The sequence below is a fragment of the Rhodopseudomonas sp. G2_2311 genome (genome assembly GCF_047501505.1).
Lineage (GTDB): Bacteria > Pseudomonadota > Alphaproteobacteria > Rhizobiales > Xanthobacteraceae > Rhodopseudomonas > Rhodopseudomonas palustris_H.
On record NZ_JAZDRK010000003.1, the window covers coordinates 447,707 to 462,271 of the forward strand.

Genomic DNA, 14,565 nt, shown 5'->3' on the forward strand with positions numbered 1-14,565 from the left:
AGTAGGAAACGGGGTTGCAGCGGTCAAGCAATGACCGTCATGCGAGAGACGTTGGTTCACGTCTTGAACAGTTCGCTGTGGGTACCAGAATGCGCTACGTCCGCGCGATGATCGCCAGCGCTTCGGCACCCGTGACGGGGCGGTCGAGCGGCAACGCCGCGAACGAAGCTTCGCCTTCGAGCGCGTCGTCGAGCAGCGAGCGATAGCGCAGCCGCGGCACTTCGATGGCGCCGAAGCTCTTCAGATGATCCGTGACGAACTGGGTGTCGAGTAGGGTGTAGCCGCCGGCGAGCAGACGCGCGACGAGGTGGACGAGTGCCACCTTCGAGGCATCGCGGGCGCGGTGAAACATGCTCTCGCCGAAGAACGCCCGGCCGAGGCTGACGCCGTAGAGGCCGCCGGCGAGATCGCCGTCCTGCCAGACCTCCACGCTGTGGCAATGGCCGATGTCGTGCAGGCCGATATAAAGCTCACGAATCCTGCGGTTGATCCAGGTGTCGTCGCGCCCCGGCTGCGGCGCGGCGCAGCCGTCGATCACCGCCTTGAAGTCGCGATTGACGGTGACGGTGAACGCGTCGGACCGCACCGTGCGGGCGAGGCGCGAGGACACCCGGAAGCCGCCGAGCGGAATGATGCCGCGCATGTCCGGTTCGACCCAGAACAGCGAAGGATCGTCGACGCTCTCGGCCATCGGGAAGATGCCGCACGCATAGGCGCGCAGCAGCACGTCGGGCGTGATCTCGGAAGCGGCGGAGGAGTCGCGTGAGGCCATGCGTAAAGCATAGCACGACGATGCCGGCGCGCGACCCCGTGGGAACAGCGGGCGATCAGTGGCTCAGTGCGGCAGGTCGGGATGCCAGCCGACCAGCAGCAGCATCGCGAAGAACGCGATGAAATAGGCGACGCCGACGTGCCAGCCGTGGCGCAGCCACATCACCACCGACTTTCCTTCCGGGAACATATTGGTGATCGCGACGCCGGCCGAGGAGCCGAACCACATCATCGAGCCGCCGAAGCCGACCGCATAGGCCAGAAAGCCCCAGTCGTAGCCACCCTGCTTCAGCGCCAGCGCGGTGAGCGGGATGTTGTCGAAGCCGGCCGAGACGAAGCCAAGGCCGAGCGCAGTCTGCCAGCTCGCGGTGGGCAGTTCTTCGACCGGCATCAGCGAGGCCGCGGTCACCAGCGCGAGCAGGAAGATCGTGCCCTTGAAGGTCGCGGGCATCAGCTCCCAATCCGGGCGGCGCAGCGGCGCGGTGATCAGGATCACCGCCCAGACCGTCAGGCCGAGCACCGGCGCGTGGTCGAGCAGGGCGGGGAATTTCATGTTGGCGGTGACGTTGGCCGCCAGCGCCGCGATCAGGATCGCGGCGACGATGCCGACCCGCACCCACTCGATCTGCAGGCCTTTCGGCGCGTTCTTCACGATTGGCGAAAACTTCTGCTGCTGGATCGAGGCCGGCACCGCGAACAGCGCCAGCGCGATCACCGCCGCCACATAGGCTTCCAGCACGCTGAGCGGCGAGACGCCGGCGATCCACATCATCGTCGTGGTGGTGTCGCCGACCACGCTGCCGGAGCCGCCGGCATTCGAGGCGGCGACGATCGCGGCGAGGTAACCGATGTGCACCCGGCCGCGGAACACGTGCCGCGCCACCATGCCGCCGATCAGCGCCGCGGCAATGTTGTCCAGGAAGCTCGACAGCACGAACACCAGGCCGAGCAGTACCACCGGGCCTTTCCAGTCGTCGGGGAGCAGCGCCGGCATCTCGTCGGGAATGCCGCTCTTCTCGAAATGCGCCGACAGCAGCGCAAAGCCCATCAGCAGCAGGAACAGGTTCGCCAGCGTGACCCATTCGTGCTGCATGTGCAGCGCCAGGCCGGACAGGCCGACGCCGGTCTTGAAGCCGGCGAACGCCAGCTTGTAGCCGACCACGGTGACCAGGCCAGCGAGCGCGATTAGCAACGTATGGCGGTGAAAAATCGCGACCCCGACCAGGGTGGCGGCGAACAGGATGAAATCGAGCGGGATGCCGAAGATCAGGATCGGTGTCACGGCTGCCTCGCGCCGGACTGGTCGGGCTGCGCCGCAGCGGCGCGCCAGCGAGATACGAACGGCAACCTATGGCCGCTGAGGGCGTGAGCGTTCAAAGGCGTATCTTCCCGAATTTGCTCGGCCGAGCCGGTTGGGCCGGCGGCGCGGCGGAAGCTGCCCGAGGTGCGACAGAATGGCAAGGCGGCAATGGTCTTAGGGCACCGGCCGGCAAAGCAATATGTTCGCCGGCAACGTTTGGCCGGTCAGGTTTTGACCGCGAGCCAGATCCAATGCCGCGAGCCGGTGCGTTTGCCGACCGCCCGAACCGGGACTTCGTTGACGACGAAATCGCCGCGCCGCAGCCGCTTGGTGAAGCTGTCGTCGGGGCCCGACGACCACACCGCCAGAACGCCGCCGCCGCGCAGCGCCGCGCGGGCGTCGGAGAGGCCGCGGCTGTCGTAGAGCTGGTCGTTGGCGGGCCGCGACAGTCCTTCGGGGCCGTTGTCGACGTCGAGCAGGATGGCGTCATAACGCCCGGCGCCGGCGCGGATCAGCTCGCCAACGTCGCGCTGCAGGATGCTGACGCGGGGATCGGTCAGGCTGTCGCCGTACAGCCCGGCCATCTCGCCGCGGGCCCAGTCGATCACTTCGGGGACCAGTTCGGCGACCTCGATGACGGCATCGGTCCCGAACACCTTCAGCGCGGCGCGCAGCGTGAAGCCCATGCCGAGGCCGCCGATCAGGACGCGCGGACGAGCCCGGCCGGCGAGCTTCTGACAGGCGAGGGTGGCGAGCGCCTCCTCGGAGCCGCCGAGCCGGCTATTCATCAGCTCGTTGGCGTCGAGCCGGATCGAGAACTCCTCGCCGCGCCGCATCAGGCGCAATTCGCCGCCGCCGGGGACTTTCGCGGTGGCCAATTGAATCCAGGGAAGCAAAGTCGTCGCCTTTGGTCGATCAGAGGTCGCCGGCAGACAGGTGAGGTCCGGCGGTTCGTCCGGCCGGAGAACCCGCGGCCTGTGTAGTGCGCAGGCGGGCTGGTGTCACCCTGGCGGGTGCACAAGGTCAGGAAGCTGCGGGCTCGGGGGCGGGGGTGGCAGGGGCGTTGACGCGGCGGAAGCGCAGCACCATCCGGGTGCCGGCGTGCTGCGGGTCGCGCTCGACGTCGGCTTCGAGCTTGGCGGCCATCGCGCTGACGATGCGCTGGCCCATGCCGGTCGATTGCGGGTTGGCTTTGACGTTGAGCCCGACGCCGTCGTCGGAGATCACCAGTTCGAGGTCGTCGCCACTCGCCTTCAGCTCGACATGGATCGGGCCCTTGCCCTCGGGGTAGGCGTATTTGACGGAGTTCATCACCAGCTCGTTGACGATGATGCCGATCGCCACGGCGCGGTCCGGATCGGTCTCTACCGGCTGTGCCGACAGCGTCAGCCGCGACATCCGGTTGCCTTCGGCCGAACGCCGCAAGTCTTCGAGCAGCGCCTCGAGATACTGGTTGAGCATCACGCTCTTGAGGTCGTGGGAGGTGTAGAGCCGGCGGTGCACCTGCGCGACCGCCGCGACCCGGCCCATCGCATTGGTCAGCGCAGCCTTGACCTCTTCCTCTTTGCTGGACGAGGCCTGCAGATGCAGCAGCGAGGCGATGATCTGCAGCGAATTGCCAACACGGTGGTTGACCTCGCGCAGCAGCATTTCGCGTTCGGCAGCGAGCGCAGCGTAGCGGTCGCGGGAGGCGCGCACTTCGGCTTCGGCGTCGTCGCGCGCCTTGCGCACCATCGCCTGCTTCAGTGCCTGATCGGCGGCGACCTGGAGCAGCGGCACGAACTCGCCCTGGGCGTCCTTGACCAGATAATCGTCGGCACCGGCTTTCAGCGCGGTGACGGCGATCTTGGAATCCTGCGAGGCGGTGACGAACACCACGGGCGGCGGATCCGGGATCGCCTGGATCTGCTCCAGCGTCTCCAGCCCGTCGAGGCCGGGCATGTACTGATCGAGCGCGATCACGTCGACGCCGCCCTGGCGCAACCGCTCCAGGCCGGCTTCACCGCTCAGCACGTGTTCGACGCTGAATCCCTGCCGCTGCAGGCCGCGCGACACGAGGCGTCCGAGCGCCTCGTCGTCGTCGATATAGAGCAGGGTCGGCTTGGCGTCTGTCATGGAGCGTCGGGCTGAGGGACCTGGATGACCGAGAAGAACAGGCCGAGTTGGCGGATCGCGTTGGCGAAGCTCTCGTAGTTCACCGGCTTGGTGATGTAGACGTTGCAGCCGAGCTCGTAGCAGCGCTTGATCTCGTGCGCATCGTCGGTCGTCGTCAGCACCACCACCGGGGTGGTCTTGAGATGATCGTTCTCCTTGATCCGCCGCAGGATGTCGATGCCGCTGGCATCGGGCAGATTGAGGTCGAGCAGCACCAACAGCGCGCGGTGCTTGTGTTCGATGCCGGTGCCGTCGCTGCCGAATAGATAATTCAGCGCGGCTGTCCCGGAGGTGAACGGGATGATCTCGTTGTTGACGCCGGAACGGCGGATGTTCCGCTCGATCAGACGGGCATGACCCTCGTCGTCCTCGATCATGATGATGGTGACTGGGTTACTCATGCGCGCTGTTCCTGGTTCTTATTCGCCGCCCATTTGGCCGGCAGGGTGATGGTGAAGGTCGAGCCTTCGCCGAGCGCTGATGACACCGACATGGTGCCGCCCAGGCGTCGGACCAGCGCTCGCACATGGGCGAGGCCGATCCCTTGGCCGGGCCGGTCCTGTGTACCGGCGCGGCGGAAAAGATCAAAGATTCTCTGGTGGTCCTTGGGATCGATCCCCCGGCCATTGTCGGTGATTTCGAAGATCACGAAGCCGAGCTTCTGGCGGCCCCGGATCACGATGTCGCCCGGCACGCCGTTCTTCAGATATTTCAGGGCGTTATCGATGAGATTTGAGAAGATCTGTTCGAGCGCCAGCCGATCGCTGACGATCTCCGGCAGCGGCTCGATGCGGATCTGCGCATCGGCCTCGGCGGCCTGATGCGCCACGGTCGAGGCGATGTTCTCGATCAACTCACGGGTGTCGATCCGCACCGGCTGGAACTGGCGGCGGCCTTCGCGGGTGAGATTGAGGATGGCGCTGATCAGCCGGTCCATCTTGCCGATCGAGGATTTGATGAAGCCGAGCGCTTCGGTGAAATCCTCGGAGAGCTGGCGGTCGGCGGGTTCGAGCTCCGGCTCGCCGTCGCTGTCGGCATTGGCCGCGCTCTGCTTGCCGGCGACTTCGCGGCTCAGCGTCGCGATCCGGCGGAAGATGTCGCTGCGCAGCTCCTCGAGCTCGCTGGTGAAGCCCATGATGTTGACCAGCGGCGAGCGCAGATCGTGGCTGACGATGTAGGCGAAGCGCTGGATCTCCTCGTTGGCCTCGCGCAGGTCGGTGGTGCGTTCCTGTACGGTGGATTCGAGGTTGAGGTTGTTCTCGCGCAGCTGATTTTCGGCCTCGTCGCGCGCCCGCGCCGAGCGGCGGACCAGAAAGATAGACATCCCGGCGAGCACCAGCACCAGCCCCGAGCCGGTGGTGGTGATGATGGTGGCGAGCGCCTGGCTGCGGTCGGCCTCGGTGGTGCGTTCCGAGAACAGCCGGTTTTCCTCCTGCCGCATCGCCGTCAGCGACGAGGTGAGGGTGTCCATGGCGCGGCGGCCATCGATGTCGCGCAGCAATTGCCGGGCTTCGTCGATCCGGTCCTGCTGCGCCAGCGCGATCACCTGGCGAAACCGTTCGATGCGCGCGGTTGCGGAGGCGATCGCCTGATCGATGTAGGGGACCTGAGCGGTATTGTCGGCGACGAAATCGCGCAGCCGCTTCAGCCGCGGGACCACGTCGGATGCAGCTTCCTCGAACTGGGCGATCAGGTCGTCCTGGCGGGTCAGGACATAGCCGCGCTCGGCGCTCTCGGCGCGGCGGAGCTGCAACTGAGCCAGAGCGATCTGGTTCTGGACTTCCAGGGTGTGGGCGACCCAGGCGTTGTCCTCGCGCGCCTTCTGCAGCCAGTACACCGAGGCGAGGCTGATCGCGACCAGCACGGCGAACGACAGCGACAGCAGGGTGATCTGGGCAAACGAGCGTTTGCGCGCGGATTCAGGCGTCACCGCGCGCCTCCAGCACGAACGAAATCAGGCAAGCCATCCCCCAGGCGTCGCAAGGCAGAACTCAGAACGCTTTCTAACGCAGCTGAGGCGGAAAGGTTCCCGAGGGACGCAGGAGAATTTGGGATGTGTTCGTTTCGGCTGGAACGAGCGGGCTCGCGAGGAAAGCGAACCCGCTGCAAGAGGTTAGGCCGCTAACCTGCAGGATCGCCCGAGGCGAGGTACTGCTCCAGCCAGTGGATGTGGTAGTCGCCATCGATGATCGACGGCTCACGCACCAGGGCGCGGAACAGCGGCAGGGTGGTCTCGATGCCGTCCACCACCATCTCGTCGAGCGCGCGGCGCAGCCGCATCAGGCACTCGCCCCGGGTCTTGCCGTGGACGATCAGCTTGCCGACCAGCGAGTCGTAATACGGTGGGATGGTGTAGCCCTGATACACCGCTGAATCGATCCGGATGCCGAGGCCGCCGGGCGGATGGTAGCGCGAGATCTTGCCGGGCGACGGCCGGAAGGTCACCGGGTTTTCGGCGTTGACCCGGCACTCGATCGCATGACCGTTGAGGGTGATCTCGTCCTGGGTCACCGGGAGATCACCGCCAGCGGCGATCCGGATCTGTTCCAGCACTAGATCGATACCGGTGATCATCTCGGTGACCGGATGCTCGACCTGGATGCGGGTGTTCATTTCGATGAAATAGAACTCGCCGTCCTCGTAGAGGAATTCGATGGTGCCGACGCCGAGATACTGCATCTCCTGCATCGCCTTGGCGCAGATGCCGCCGATCCGGGCGCGCGCTTCCGGGCTGATCACAGGCGAGGGGCTTTCCTCCCACACCTTCTGATGCCGGCGCTGCAGCGAGCAGTCGCGCTCACCGAGATGGATCGCGCCGCCACGGCCATCGCCGAGCACCTGGATCTCGATGTGGCGGGGCTTCTGCAGGTACTTTTCCAGATACACCGAGGCGTCGCCGAACGCGGCCTTGGCTTCGTTGCCAGCAGTGGAGATCGCCAGCGCCAGATCGTCGGCGGTGTGCGCGACCTTCATGCCGCGTCCGCCGCCGCCCGCCGCGGCCTTGACCAGCACCGGGAAGCCGATCTCCTTGGCGATCGACATCGCATCGTCGTCGGGGCCGACCGCGCCGTCGGAGCCCGGCACCACCGGGATGCCGAGCCGCTTGGCGGTCTTCTTGGCCTCGATCTTGTCACCCATCAGGCGGATGTGCTCGGCCTTGGGGCCGATGAAGTGCAGATTATGGTCGTCGAGGATTTCGGCGAAACGGGCGTTCTCGGACAGGAAGCCGTAGCCCGGATGCACCGCATCGGCGCCGGTGATCTCGCAGGCGGCGAGCAGCGCCGGAACATTGAGGTAGCTGTCCTTGGACTGCGGCGGGCCGATGCACACGCTTTCGTCGGCGAGGCGGACGTGCATCGCGTCGGCGTCGGCGGTGGAATGGACCGCGACCGTGGCGATGCCGAGCTCCTTGCACGCGCGCAGCACGCGCAGGGCGATCTCGCCGCGATTAGCTATCAGGATTTTATCGAACATCGGCTTAACCGCGCTGTGAGGCCAAAGAGGCGAGTGGCGAGTAGCGAAGGGAGTGTGGAAGAGATGCAGCTAAGCGGCGTGTTTCACTCGCTAATCGCTGCGTCCGATCCGCCTCTTACTCGATCACGACCAGCGGCTCGCCGAACTCGACCGGCTGGCCGTCTTCGACCAGGATCTGGGTGACGACGCCGGCCTTCGGCGAAGGAATCTGGTTCATGGTCTTCATCGCCTCGACGATGAACAGCGTCTCGCCGACCGACACCCGGCTGCCGACATCGATGAACGGCTTGGCGCCCGGCTCAGGTGCCCAGTACACGGTGCCGACCATCGGCGAGGTGACGACGCCCGGATGCTTGGCGAGATCGACCGACGAGGTGTCTTTCGCGGCGGCCGCGCCACCGGCGGCGGGGGCCGGCGCGTAGGCAGCCGGTACCGCTGCGGCGATGCTGACGTTGCGGGCGACGCGCACGCGCAGACCGGCCCGTTCGATCTCGATCTCGGTCAGGTTGGTCTCATCCAGCAGCACCGCGAGTTCGCGGATCAGGCTGCTGTCGTCGGTCGCCGGGGCGGTGGTCGGCTCGGCGGCGGTTTTCTCTGCAGGCTGGCGGGCCATGGTGTGTCGATCCAGATGTCTTGAGTGAACGGGCGGGCTCAGGCCGTGGTGCGGGCGCCGAGTCTGGCGGCGAGGCCGGTGATGGCCAGGCGATAGCCGTCGATGCCGAAGCCGCACAGGCTGGCGAAGGCGGCCTTCGCGATGAAGGAGTGGTGACGGAAGTCCTCACGCGCAAATACGTTGGAAACATGGACTTCCACCGTCGGGACCTGCACGCCGACAAGGGCGTCATGCAGAGCGATCGAGGTGTGGGTGTAGCCACCGGCATTGATCACGAGGCCAGCCACCTTTTCGCTGCGCGCCTGATGAATCCAGTCGATCAGCTGGCCTTCGTGGTTGGACTGACGGCAGACGGCGACCAGACCGAAACCGGCGGCGGTCTCGGCGCACAGCTTCTCGACATCGGCCAAGGTGGCGCGACCGTAGATTTCCGGCTCACGGGTCCCGAGCAGATTCAAGTTCGGGCCGTTCAGCACGTAAATCGTCTGAGCCATCGAAAATTCCGGCAATTTTTGCGAATCTGATCCAGCCGAGCGGGACAACCCGCCGCACAGCCTGTCGGAATCCGGCGAAATTCACCTGATCGCGGGCGTTATAGGTAACCTCGGGGCTGAGGGGAAGCCTGAACAGGCTCGAACAGGGGATGAATTCCCTGATGCTTTGGACGAGTTCGCCTGCGCAACCGACAGGAATTGTTCGCAATCGAGGCCGCGGCGTGGTGCCGGGACACCTAAGGGAATGCACAGGGGGCGGCCATGACCGCCCCCTGTGTTGGAGTGCGTGAATCAGATGTCGAGGACAGCGACGATTTCCAGCGTGCGCGGATTCACCACCACGATCTCGTCGCGCACCATGAAGAACTCGTAGCCTCGCCAATCCGGATAGACCGTCACGATCTCGGTTGGCAGCGGATGGAAGTGGACCTCGCGCGGCACGCGCGTGCCGACCGAGATCGAGAAGTTGACGTTGGTCTGCGGCTCGATGTGCTGGTTCTTGATCACCGTGGTGATCTTCGTGCGCTGCTCGGTCGAGAGCTGCGCCCGGGCGCCGGCTTGGCCGGTGGTGGTCGACGACCGGTCGCGGTCGTTATCCGCGCCGCGTTGCTTGCTGCGGTCATGGTCGCGGTCGTTGTCGGCACCGCGCTGCATTTTACTGTCGTGATCGCGATCATTGTCGGCATTGCGGTTGCCGCTTCGCTCGTTGCGATCTTCGGCCTTCATCTTGGAGCGGTCGCGATCATGATCGCTGACACCCTTGGTGGCATCGTTGGCGCTGCGATCCATCGCCGGGGCTTCGCGCGAAGTGCCGGAGCGGTCGGAGTCGGAGCGCTGCATCTGCGAAGCGCCGGCACCGCTTGGCGCGGGCGTGGACTGTCCGACCGATGGCGCGGAGGTGGCGGCGACGCCACTGCCGCTGGAACTACCGGAGGATGACGACTGCGCGTCGGCGGCGGCTCCGCCAGCGATCAGTGCGGCGGCGGCGACTGACAGCAACAAGCGATGGTTCATTGGGGCTCTCCCATGTGCCTGCCCGTGCCTCAACTTCATCCCTGCAGCACCGTTCCCGCGGTGATGAGGAGTTCCGTACGCTGACGTTCCCGGAGTTTTGTTTTGTCGAACCGTCATGTTCGGACTAGTCTGACGGTCCGTGAGGCTCCGTGCGACCCAATGATCCGGTCGCGATTGCCCGACCCAAACGCTCGCGGCCAGCAGCCTGAACCAGCCGATGCGAATTCAGGCGTGCACCTTCGCCGCGAGACTCCAACCGGAGGTGTCATGGCTCGCTACATCGTGCGATTTATGAAGGGCATCCTCGGCGAGAACGGCCGTCACGAGGAAATCTGCCAGGGCCTGCTGGAGGTCGACGCTGAAACCAGCGATGGCGCGATCGAACTCGCCAAGCAGCGGTTCTGCGAACAGGAGCGGCTGCCGGAATGGTCGCTGCACGCCGACCGTGTCGACGTCGCCGAAACCGAGTTTCCGTCCTAAACCCTTCTGCAATTCGCATCCGTACACGATGGACGCGGGCCGACTGCGGATGCCCGCGCATAAACTTGACGCGCCATCGGGTAGGTGGCGGGTGCCGTCATTCCTGCGTCAGGATGGCGCGGCATCGTACGGTTGCCTCGCTAATCTCTACAGTGTAGAAATTGGCTACCGTCAGCGGCTGACAGCGTTGCGAGAGCTTCTCACGGTGGTGTCGCGACAGGTTTCGCGACCCTCAATCAGGCTCTTGGCGGGACCGCCGGTCTTTCACCCGTCTGCATAGGATGCGGACGCGCGTGTCCGAGAGCTCACTCGCGACGTCAGGCTCGGACTGCGAGCGAACCATGAGCGGACTGCTCTCATTTTTTGATCTGTCAGACGAACGCGGCGTGTTGAGAACCTCGATCGCCGTGACATTCGTGATCTCTTTTCTCGGCATCGGCTTCGGCCTGTTCTCGGGATCGTTCTCGATCGTGTTCGATGGGGTGTATTCCCTGATCGATGCGGGGATGAGCCTGCTGTCGCTGATCGTGGTCAACCTGATCACGTCCTACGCGGTGGCGGATCATCTGTCGCGCAAGCTCAGAGAGCGCTTTTCGTTCGGCCTTTGGCACCTCGAACCGATGGTGCTCGGGCTGAACGCCACCTTGCTGATCAGTGCGGCGCTCTACGCGCTGGTCACGGCGATCGGCAGCCTGCTGAGTGGCGGGCGTGATCTGGAGTTCGGCTCGGCGGTGATTTACGCGGCCGTCACGGTGATCGCCTGCGCGGGCATCGCGGCTGTGGAATGGCGCGCCAATCGCAAGATCGGATCGGAGTTCGTTCGCCTCGACGTGCGCGGCTGGATCATGTCGGCCGGCATCAGCGCCGCACTGCTGATCGCCTTCATGATCGGCCTGACGGTGCAGGGGACATCATGGCAGTGGATTTCGCCCTACATCGATCCGGCGGTTCTGGCTGCGGTGTGCGTGCTCATCATTCCGCTGCCGGTTTCGACGGTGCGGCAGGCACTGGCCGACATCTTTCTGGTGACGCCGGTCGATCTGAAGAAGCACCTGGACACGGTGGCGGCGGCATTCGTCGCCAAGCACGGCTTCGTCTCCTACCGTGCGTACGTGGCGCGGGTCGGACGATCGAAGGAGATCGAATTGTACTTCATCGTTCCTGCCGATGCGCCGGCGCGCACGATCGGCGAATGGGACGTGTTGCGGGACGAGATCGGAGATCTGGTTGGCGACGACGGACCGAACCGTTGGCTGACCGTTGTGTTCACGGGTGATCCTGAATGGGCCGAATGACGTCGACCGTAGACACGAAATCGAACACCAAGACCCGCGCGAGCTCCGGCCCGCGCGGTCTTGCCAAGCAGGCGATCGTCGAGACCGCGGTGGGTCTGATGGAGGAGGTGGGAGAGGCCGCCTTCAGCGTGCGCAAACTCGGCGACAGAGTCGGCTGCGATCCGATGGCGATCCTCTATCACTTCAAGAACAAGGACGGCATGTATCGCGCGATGGCGGACGCACTGGTGGCGAAGCTCTCGCCGGTCGGCCACGACCTGCCTTGGCAGGATCGGCTTCGGATGCACGCGCGCGATCATCGTGCGCTGGCGCTCCGCTATCCGAACACGTTTCCGCTGCTGCAGAGATTTCTCAACACCGGGGTCGCCGACTTCCCGCATATCGAAATGGTTCATCGCGCGCTGGTCGACGCCGGTGTGTCCGACGCGGAGGCACCTGCCGTCTGTCTCGCCTGGTACGCAGGCGTGATCGGGTTGTGCACGGCAGAGATCTGCGGACTGGTCCGGCCGGCTCGCGAGTCCGATGTCGTGGAAATGGAAGAGCTGCCGTCTGCCGAGTTTCCGGTTCTCAGGAAACTGGCTCGCTCGTATCTGGCCGTCGAGACGGAAACCGTCTTCGAAATCGCCAACGAGCTGTTTATCGAGGGGCTCTGCAGCCGCGCGGGCTGCAGGTCGGACTGAAACGTCCGGCATGATCGTTTGGCAAGATCGCCAGCGCCGCAACAGACGGCGACTGGCGATGCTAACTCAGGCGACGATCGCGCTCAGCACTTGTCCTTGCCGCAGCGCGCGGTGTTGATCTTCTGGCGCAGCGTGTCGAGGCCGACCGCGCCGACCACCACCTGCTTGCCGATCACGTAGCTCGGCGTACCGTTCATGCCCATCGACTCCGCGAGCTTGAAGCTCTCTTCGATGGTGGCGCGCACTTCCGGGCTGTTCATGTCCTTCTCGATCTTGGCGGGGTCGAGACCGGCGTCCTTCGCGGCCGCGAGCGCGCGCGCCTTGTCGGCCTGACCGCGGCCGCCGAGCAGCTTCTGGTGGAAGTCGAGATACTTCTTGCCGGTCGGGTCCTGCATCCGCACGGCGATCGCGACCTGAGCGGCTTCGACCGAGGGCGGGCCGAGCACCGGGAATTCCTTCAGAACGACCTTCAGGTTCGGATCGTCCTTCATCAGCTCCATCATGTCGGTCATCGCGCGTTTGCAGTAACCGCAATTGTAGTCGAAGAACTCGACCATGGTGACGTCGCCGTTCTTGTTGCCGACCGTCACGCCGCGCGGCGAATTGTAGATGATGTCGGCATTGTCCTTGATCGCCTGCTGATGCTTTTCGGCCTGCGCCGCAGCCTGGCGCTTGCCGAGCTCTTCCGAGGCTTCTTCGAGCACCTCAGGATGCGACACCAGATATTCCTTGATGATGGATTCGATCTGGCTCCGCTGCTCGTCGGAGAACTTCTGCGCCGAGGCAACGGCCGGCGCGCCAACGATGGCGAGCGCGAGCAGGGCTGTGGCGAGCGGGCGGAACGACAGCATAGGCGGATCCCTTCGGCGGGTCAGGTCGTGGAAAAGACGCGTGGATTCGGACGTTTCATAGCGCTTTTCCCCGGCAAATACGCGGTTTTTGTGAACACGATCCGGTCAGGCAGGGCCTGAGGCCGGTGCGACGCGACGACGCCGGCGCCCGGGAGAACCGAACGCCGGCGTCGTCAGATCGCGTGCCGAGTTACTTGATGGTGGTCAGGCGCAGATAGGGGCGGGGTTCTTCCCAGCCCTGCGGGAACGCCTTGGTGGCGGCTTCGCCCTTGACCGACAGCGGGATGATGACCTTGTCGCCCGGGCGCCAGTCGGCCGGGGCCGCGACGGTGTGCTTATCGGCGAACTGCAACGCGTCGATCACGCGCAGGATCTCGTCGAAGTTCCGCCCGACATTCATCGGGTAGGTCATGGTGAGACGGATCTTCTTGTTCGGATCGATGATGAACACCGAACGCACCGCAGCGGTATCGCTCTGGTTCGGATGGATCATGTCGTAGAGCTTGGCGACCTTCAGCTCCGGATCGGCGATGATCGGGAATTGCAGGTCGGTCTGCTGGGTGTCGTTGACGTCCGCGATCCACTTCAGATGCTCGTCCACGGTGTCGGTCGACAGGCCGATCGGCTTGACGTTCCGCGACGCGAACGGCTGCGCCAGCTTGGCGGTCTTGCCCATCTCGGTGGTGCAGACCGGGGTGAAGTCGGCTGGATGGCTGAAGAAGAAGACCCAGGAGCTGCCGATGAAGTCGTGGAACGAAATCTTGCCCTTGGTGGTGTCGGCGGTGAAGTCGGGGGCAATGTCGCCGATATGAAGGGACATCGGTAGGGTCTCCTGTACGTTTGTAGAGTGCTGGATTACGCGCCGAACGAGGTCGTGCGCGTGGAAGGATGGAGACCTTCTAAATGGAGATTCCGCACCGCAGGATCAAGGAACTCGTCGCAAAAGCATCTGCAAAAAGCATCGGGCGATGCATGATGATCATGCGTCGCCCGATCAATGTCCTATCTCGGTACGGCTACGGGCAGGGCATCTCGCGGCCGCCCTTGGCGATGTAGGTGCCGGTCGCCGGATTGTACGATCGGAAGCGCCGCGCACAGTAGTCCTGCTGCCGTGCCGCTTCGGCCTGGCTGGCTGCAATGGCGCCGCCGACGATCGCCGCGCCGATGCCGATGCCGACCGCGGCGCCCGGGCCACCCCAGCCGCGCCCACGGCCGCGACCCCATCCACGTCCGCGCCCGCGGCCCCAGCCGCGCTGCGCATGCGCCGGCGTCGAGGCCAGCGTCATGGCCGCGCCGGTGGTGGCGATCATCCCCAAACCGTACATCGTCAGCAGCGCAACGCTCGCCAGCGCACGCGTGATGAACTTTCGGGGCTTGTTGCCCGAGGGCCGTGTCGAGTTGGTCATGGATGTTTTCTCCCGATGTTGGAGCAGCGATGC

The 14,565-nt window shown here is 65.0% G+C and carries 16 protein-coding genes; 3 read left to right on the forward strand and 13 right to left on the reverse strand.

Going from position 1 to position 14,565, the window contains the following annotated elements:
- Window positions 1–94 precede the first annotated feature (94 nt).
- From aat to VRZ08_RS07550, 10 genes are all read right to left on the reverse strand, one after another.
- Complete coding sequence (aat, locus tag VRZ08_RS07505; protein WP_263988338.1) at window positions 95–772, reverse strand: leucyl/phenylalanyl-tRNA--protein transferase; 678 nt, start codon at window positions 770–772, stop codon at window positions 95–97.
- Between the two features lie 63 nt (window positions 773–835).
- Window positions 836–2,053 (reverse strand): citrate transporter, encoded by a 1,218-nt coding sequence (locus tag VRZ08_RS07510; protein WP_264052162.1) that lies wholly within the window; start codon window positions 2,051–2,053, stop codon window positions 836–838.
- A 242-nt stretch (window positions 2,054–2,295) separates the two neighbouring features.
- Complete coding sequence (locus VRZ08_RS07515) at window positions 2,296–2,967, reverse strand: spermidine synthase (RefSeq protein ID WP_408016361.1); 672 nt, start codon at window positions 2,965–2,967, stop codon at window positions 2,296–2,298.
- 127 nt (window positions 2,968–3,094) lie between these two features.
- Window positions 3,095–4,186 (reverse strand): sensor histidine kinase, encoded by a 1,092-nt coding sequence (locus VRZ08_RS07520; protein ID WP_414532154.1) that lies wholly within the window; start codon window positions 4,184–4,186, stop codon window positions 3,095–3,097.
- Window positions 4,183–4,626: a response regulator gene (locus VRZ08_RS07525; protein ID WP_013502774.1), complete on the reverse strand. Its 444-nt coding sequence runs from the start codon at window positions 4,624–4,626 to the stop codon at window positions 4,183–4,185. The genes VRZ08_RS07520 and VRZ08_RS07525 overlap by 4 nt, the downstream gene beginning before the upstream one ends.
- Window positions 4,623–6,155 carry a sensor histidine kinase gene (locus VRZ08_RS07530; RefSeq protein WP_107355545.1) on the reverse strand — a complete coding sequence of 511 codons (1,533 nt, stop codon included), beginning with the start codon at window positions 6,153–6,155 and terminating at the stop codon, window positions 4,623–4,625. The genes VRZ08_RS07525 and VRZ08_RS07530 overlap by 4 nt, the downstream gene beginning before the upstream one ends.
- Before the next feature lie 191 nt (window positions 6,156–6,346).
- Entirely contained in the window at window positions 6,347–7,699 is a 1,353-nt protein-coding gene (gene accC, locus VRZ08_RS07535) for an acetyl-CoA carboxylase biotin carboxylase subunit (RefSeq protein ID WP_107344372.1), read from the reverse strand.
- A gap of 115 nt (window positions 7,700–7,814) precedes the next feature.
- Complete coding sequence (accB, locus tag VRZ08_RS07540; RefSeq protein ID WP_107355547.1) at window positions 7,815–8,312, reverse strand: acetyl-CoA carboxylase biotin carboxyl carrier protein; 498 nt, start codon at window positions 8,310–8,312, stop codon at window positions 7,815–7,817.
- Window positions 8,313–8,350: 38 nt separating this feature from the next.
- A complete protein-coding gene (aroQ, locus tag VRZ08_RS07545) occupies window positions 8,351–8,806 on the reverse strand; it encodes a type II 3-dehydroquinate dehydratase (RefSeq protein ID WP_414532155.1) in 456 nt (151 codons plus the stop codon).
- 291 nt (window positions 8,807–9,097) lie between these two features.
- Window positions 9,098–9,820, reverse strand: coding sequence for a DUF1236 domain-containing protein (locus VRZ08_RS07550; RefSeq protein ID WP_414532156.1), 723 nt, complete (start codon window positions 9,818–9,820; stop codon window positions 9,098–9,100).
- A gap of 267 nt (window positions 9,821–10,087) precedes the next feature.
- On the opposite strand from VRZ08_RS07550, the gene VRZ08_RS07555 reads away from it, so the two are divergent.
- The 3 genes from VRZ08_RS07555 (at window position 10,088) to VRZ08_RS07565 (ending at window position 12,275) form a co-directional block, all read left to right on the forward strand.
- Window positions 10,088–10,300, forward strand: coding sequence for a hypothetical protein (locus VRZ08_RS07555; protein WP_107344376.1), 213 nt, complete (start codon window positions 10,088–10,090; stop codon window positions 10,298–10,300).
- Between the two features lie 341 nt (window positions 10,301–10,641).
- Entirely contained in the window at window positions 10,642–11,595 is a 954-nt protein-coding gene (locus VRZ08_RS07560) for a cation diffusion facilitator family transporter (RefSeq protein ID WP_414532157.1), read from the forward strand.
- Window positions 11,592–12,275, forward strand: coding sequence for a TetR/AcrR family transcriptional regulator (locus VRZ08_RS07565; RefSeq protein WP_414532158.1), 684 nt, complete (start codon window positions 11,592–11,594; stop codon window positions 12,273–12,275). The genes VRZ08_RS07560 and VRZ08_RS07565 overlap by 4 nt, the downstream gene beginning before the upstream one ends.
- A gap of 83 nt (window positions 12,276–12,358) precedes the next feature.
- Here VRZ08_RS07565 and VRZ08_RS07570 read toward each other — a convergent pair whose 3' ends face one another.
- From VRZ08_RS07570 to VRZ08_RS07580, 3 genes are all read right to left on the reverse strand, one after another.
- On the reverse strand, window positions 12,359–13,126 hold the full coding sequence (locus VRZ08_RS07570; protein WP_107355552.1) for a DsbA family protein: 768 nt from the start codon (window positions 13,124–13,126) through the stop codon (window positions 12,359–12,361).
- Between the two features lie 190 nt (window positions 13,127–13,316).
- Window positions 13,317–13,946, reverse strand: a complete 630-nt coding sequence (locus tag VRZ08_RS07575) for a peroxiredoxin (protein WP_107355553.1) — start codon at window positions 13,944–13,946, stop codon at window positions 13,317–13,319.
- Between the two features lie 196 nt (window positions 13,947–14,142).
- The gene (locus VRZ08_RS07580; protein WP_264073315.1) at window positions 14,143–14,532 is read right to left on the reverse strand and encodes a BA14K family protein; all 390 of its coding nucleotides are present in this window, start codon (window positions 14,530–14,532) and stop codon (window positions 14,143–14,145) included.
- Between the last annotated feature and the right edge of the window lie 33 nt (window positions 14,533–14,565).

What these genes read in the sequence shown, in the direction of transcription:
- VRZ08_RS07520 (WP_414532154.1), bottom strand. Translation starts at nt 4,186, where the DNA reads ATGACAGACGCCAAGCCGACCCTGCTCTATATCGACGACGACGAGGCG.
- aroQ (WP_414532155.1), bottom strand. Translation starts at nt 8,806, where the DNA reads ATGGCTCAGACGATTTACGTGCTGAACGGCCCGAACTTGAATCTGCTC.
- VRZ08_RS07565 (WP_414532158.1), top strand. Translation starts at nt 11,592, where the DNA reads ATGACGTCGACCGTAGACACGAAATCGAACACCAAGACCCGCGCGAGC.
- VRZ08_RS07560 (WP_414532157.1), top strand. Translation starts at nt 10,642, where the DNA reads ATGAGCGGACTGCTCTCATTTTTTGATCTGTCAGACGAACGCGGCGTG.
- aat (WP_263988338.1), bottom strand. Translation starts at nt 772, where the DNA reads ATGGCCTCACGCGACTCCTCCGCCGCTTCCGAGATCACGCCCGACGTG.
- accC (WP_107344372.1), bottom strand. Translation starts at nt 7,699, where the DNA reads ATGTTCGATAAAATCCTGATAGCTAATCGCGGCGAGATCGCCCTGCGC.
- VRZ08_RS07580 (WP_264073315.1), bottom strand. Translation starts at nt 14,532, where the DNA reads ATGACCAACTCGACACGGCCCTCGGGCAACAAGCCCCGAAAGTTCATC.
- VRZ08_RS07570 (WP_107355552.1), bottom strand. Translation starts at nt 13,126, where the DNA reads ATGCTGTCGTTCCGCCCGCTCGCCACAGCCCTGCTCGCGCTCGCCATC.
- VRZ08_RS07555 (WP_107344376.1), top strand. Translation starts at nt 10,088, where the DNA reads ATGGCTCGCTACATCGTGCGATTTATGAAGGGCATCCTCGGCGAGAAC.
- VRZ08_RS07525 (WP_013502774.1), bottom strand. Translation starts at nt 4,626, where the DNA reads ATGAGTAACCCAGTCACCATCATCATGATCGAGGACGACGAGGGTCAT.
- VRZ08_RS07550 (WP_414532156.1), bottom strand. Translation starts at nt 9,820, where the DNA reads ATGAACCATCGCTTGTTGCTGTCAGTCGCCGCCGCCGCACTGATCGCT.
- accB (WP_107355547.1), bottom strand. Translation starts at nt 8,312, where the DNA reads ATGGCCCGCCAGCCTGCAGAGAAAACCGCCGCCGAGCCGACCACCGCC.
- VRZ08_RS07575 (WP_107355553.1), bottom strand. Translation starts at nt 13,946, where the DNA reads ATGTCCCTTCATATCGGCGACATTGCCCCCGACTTCACCGCCGACACC.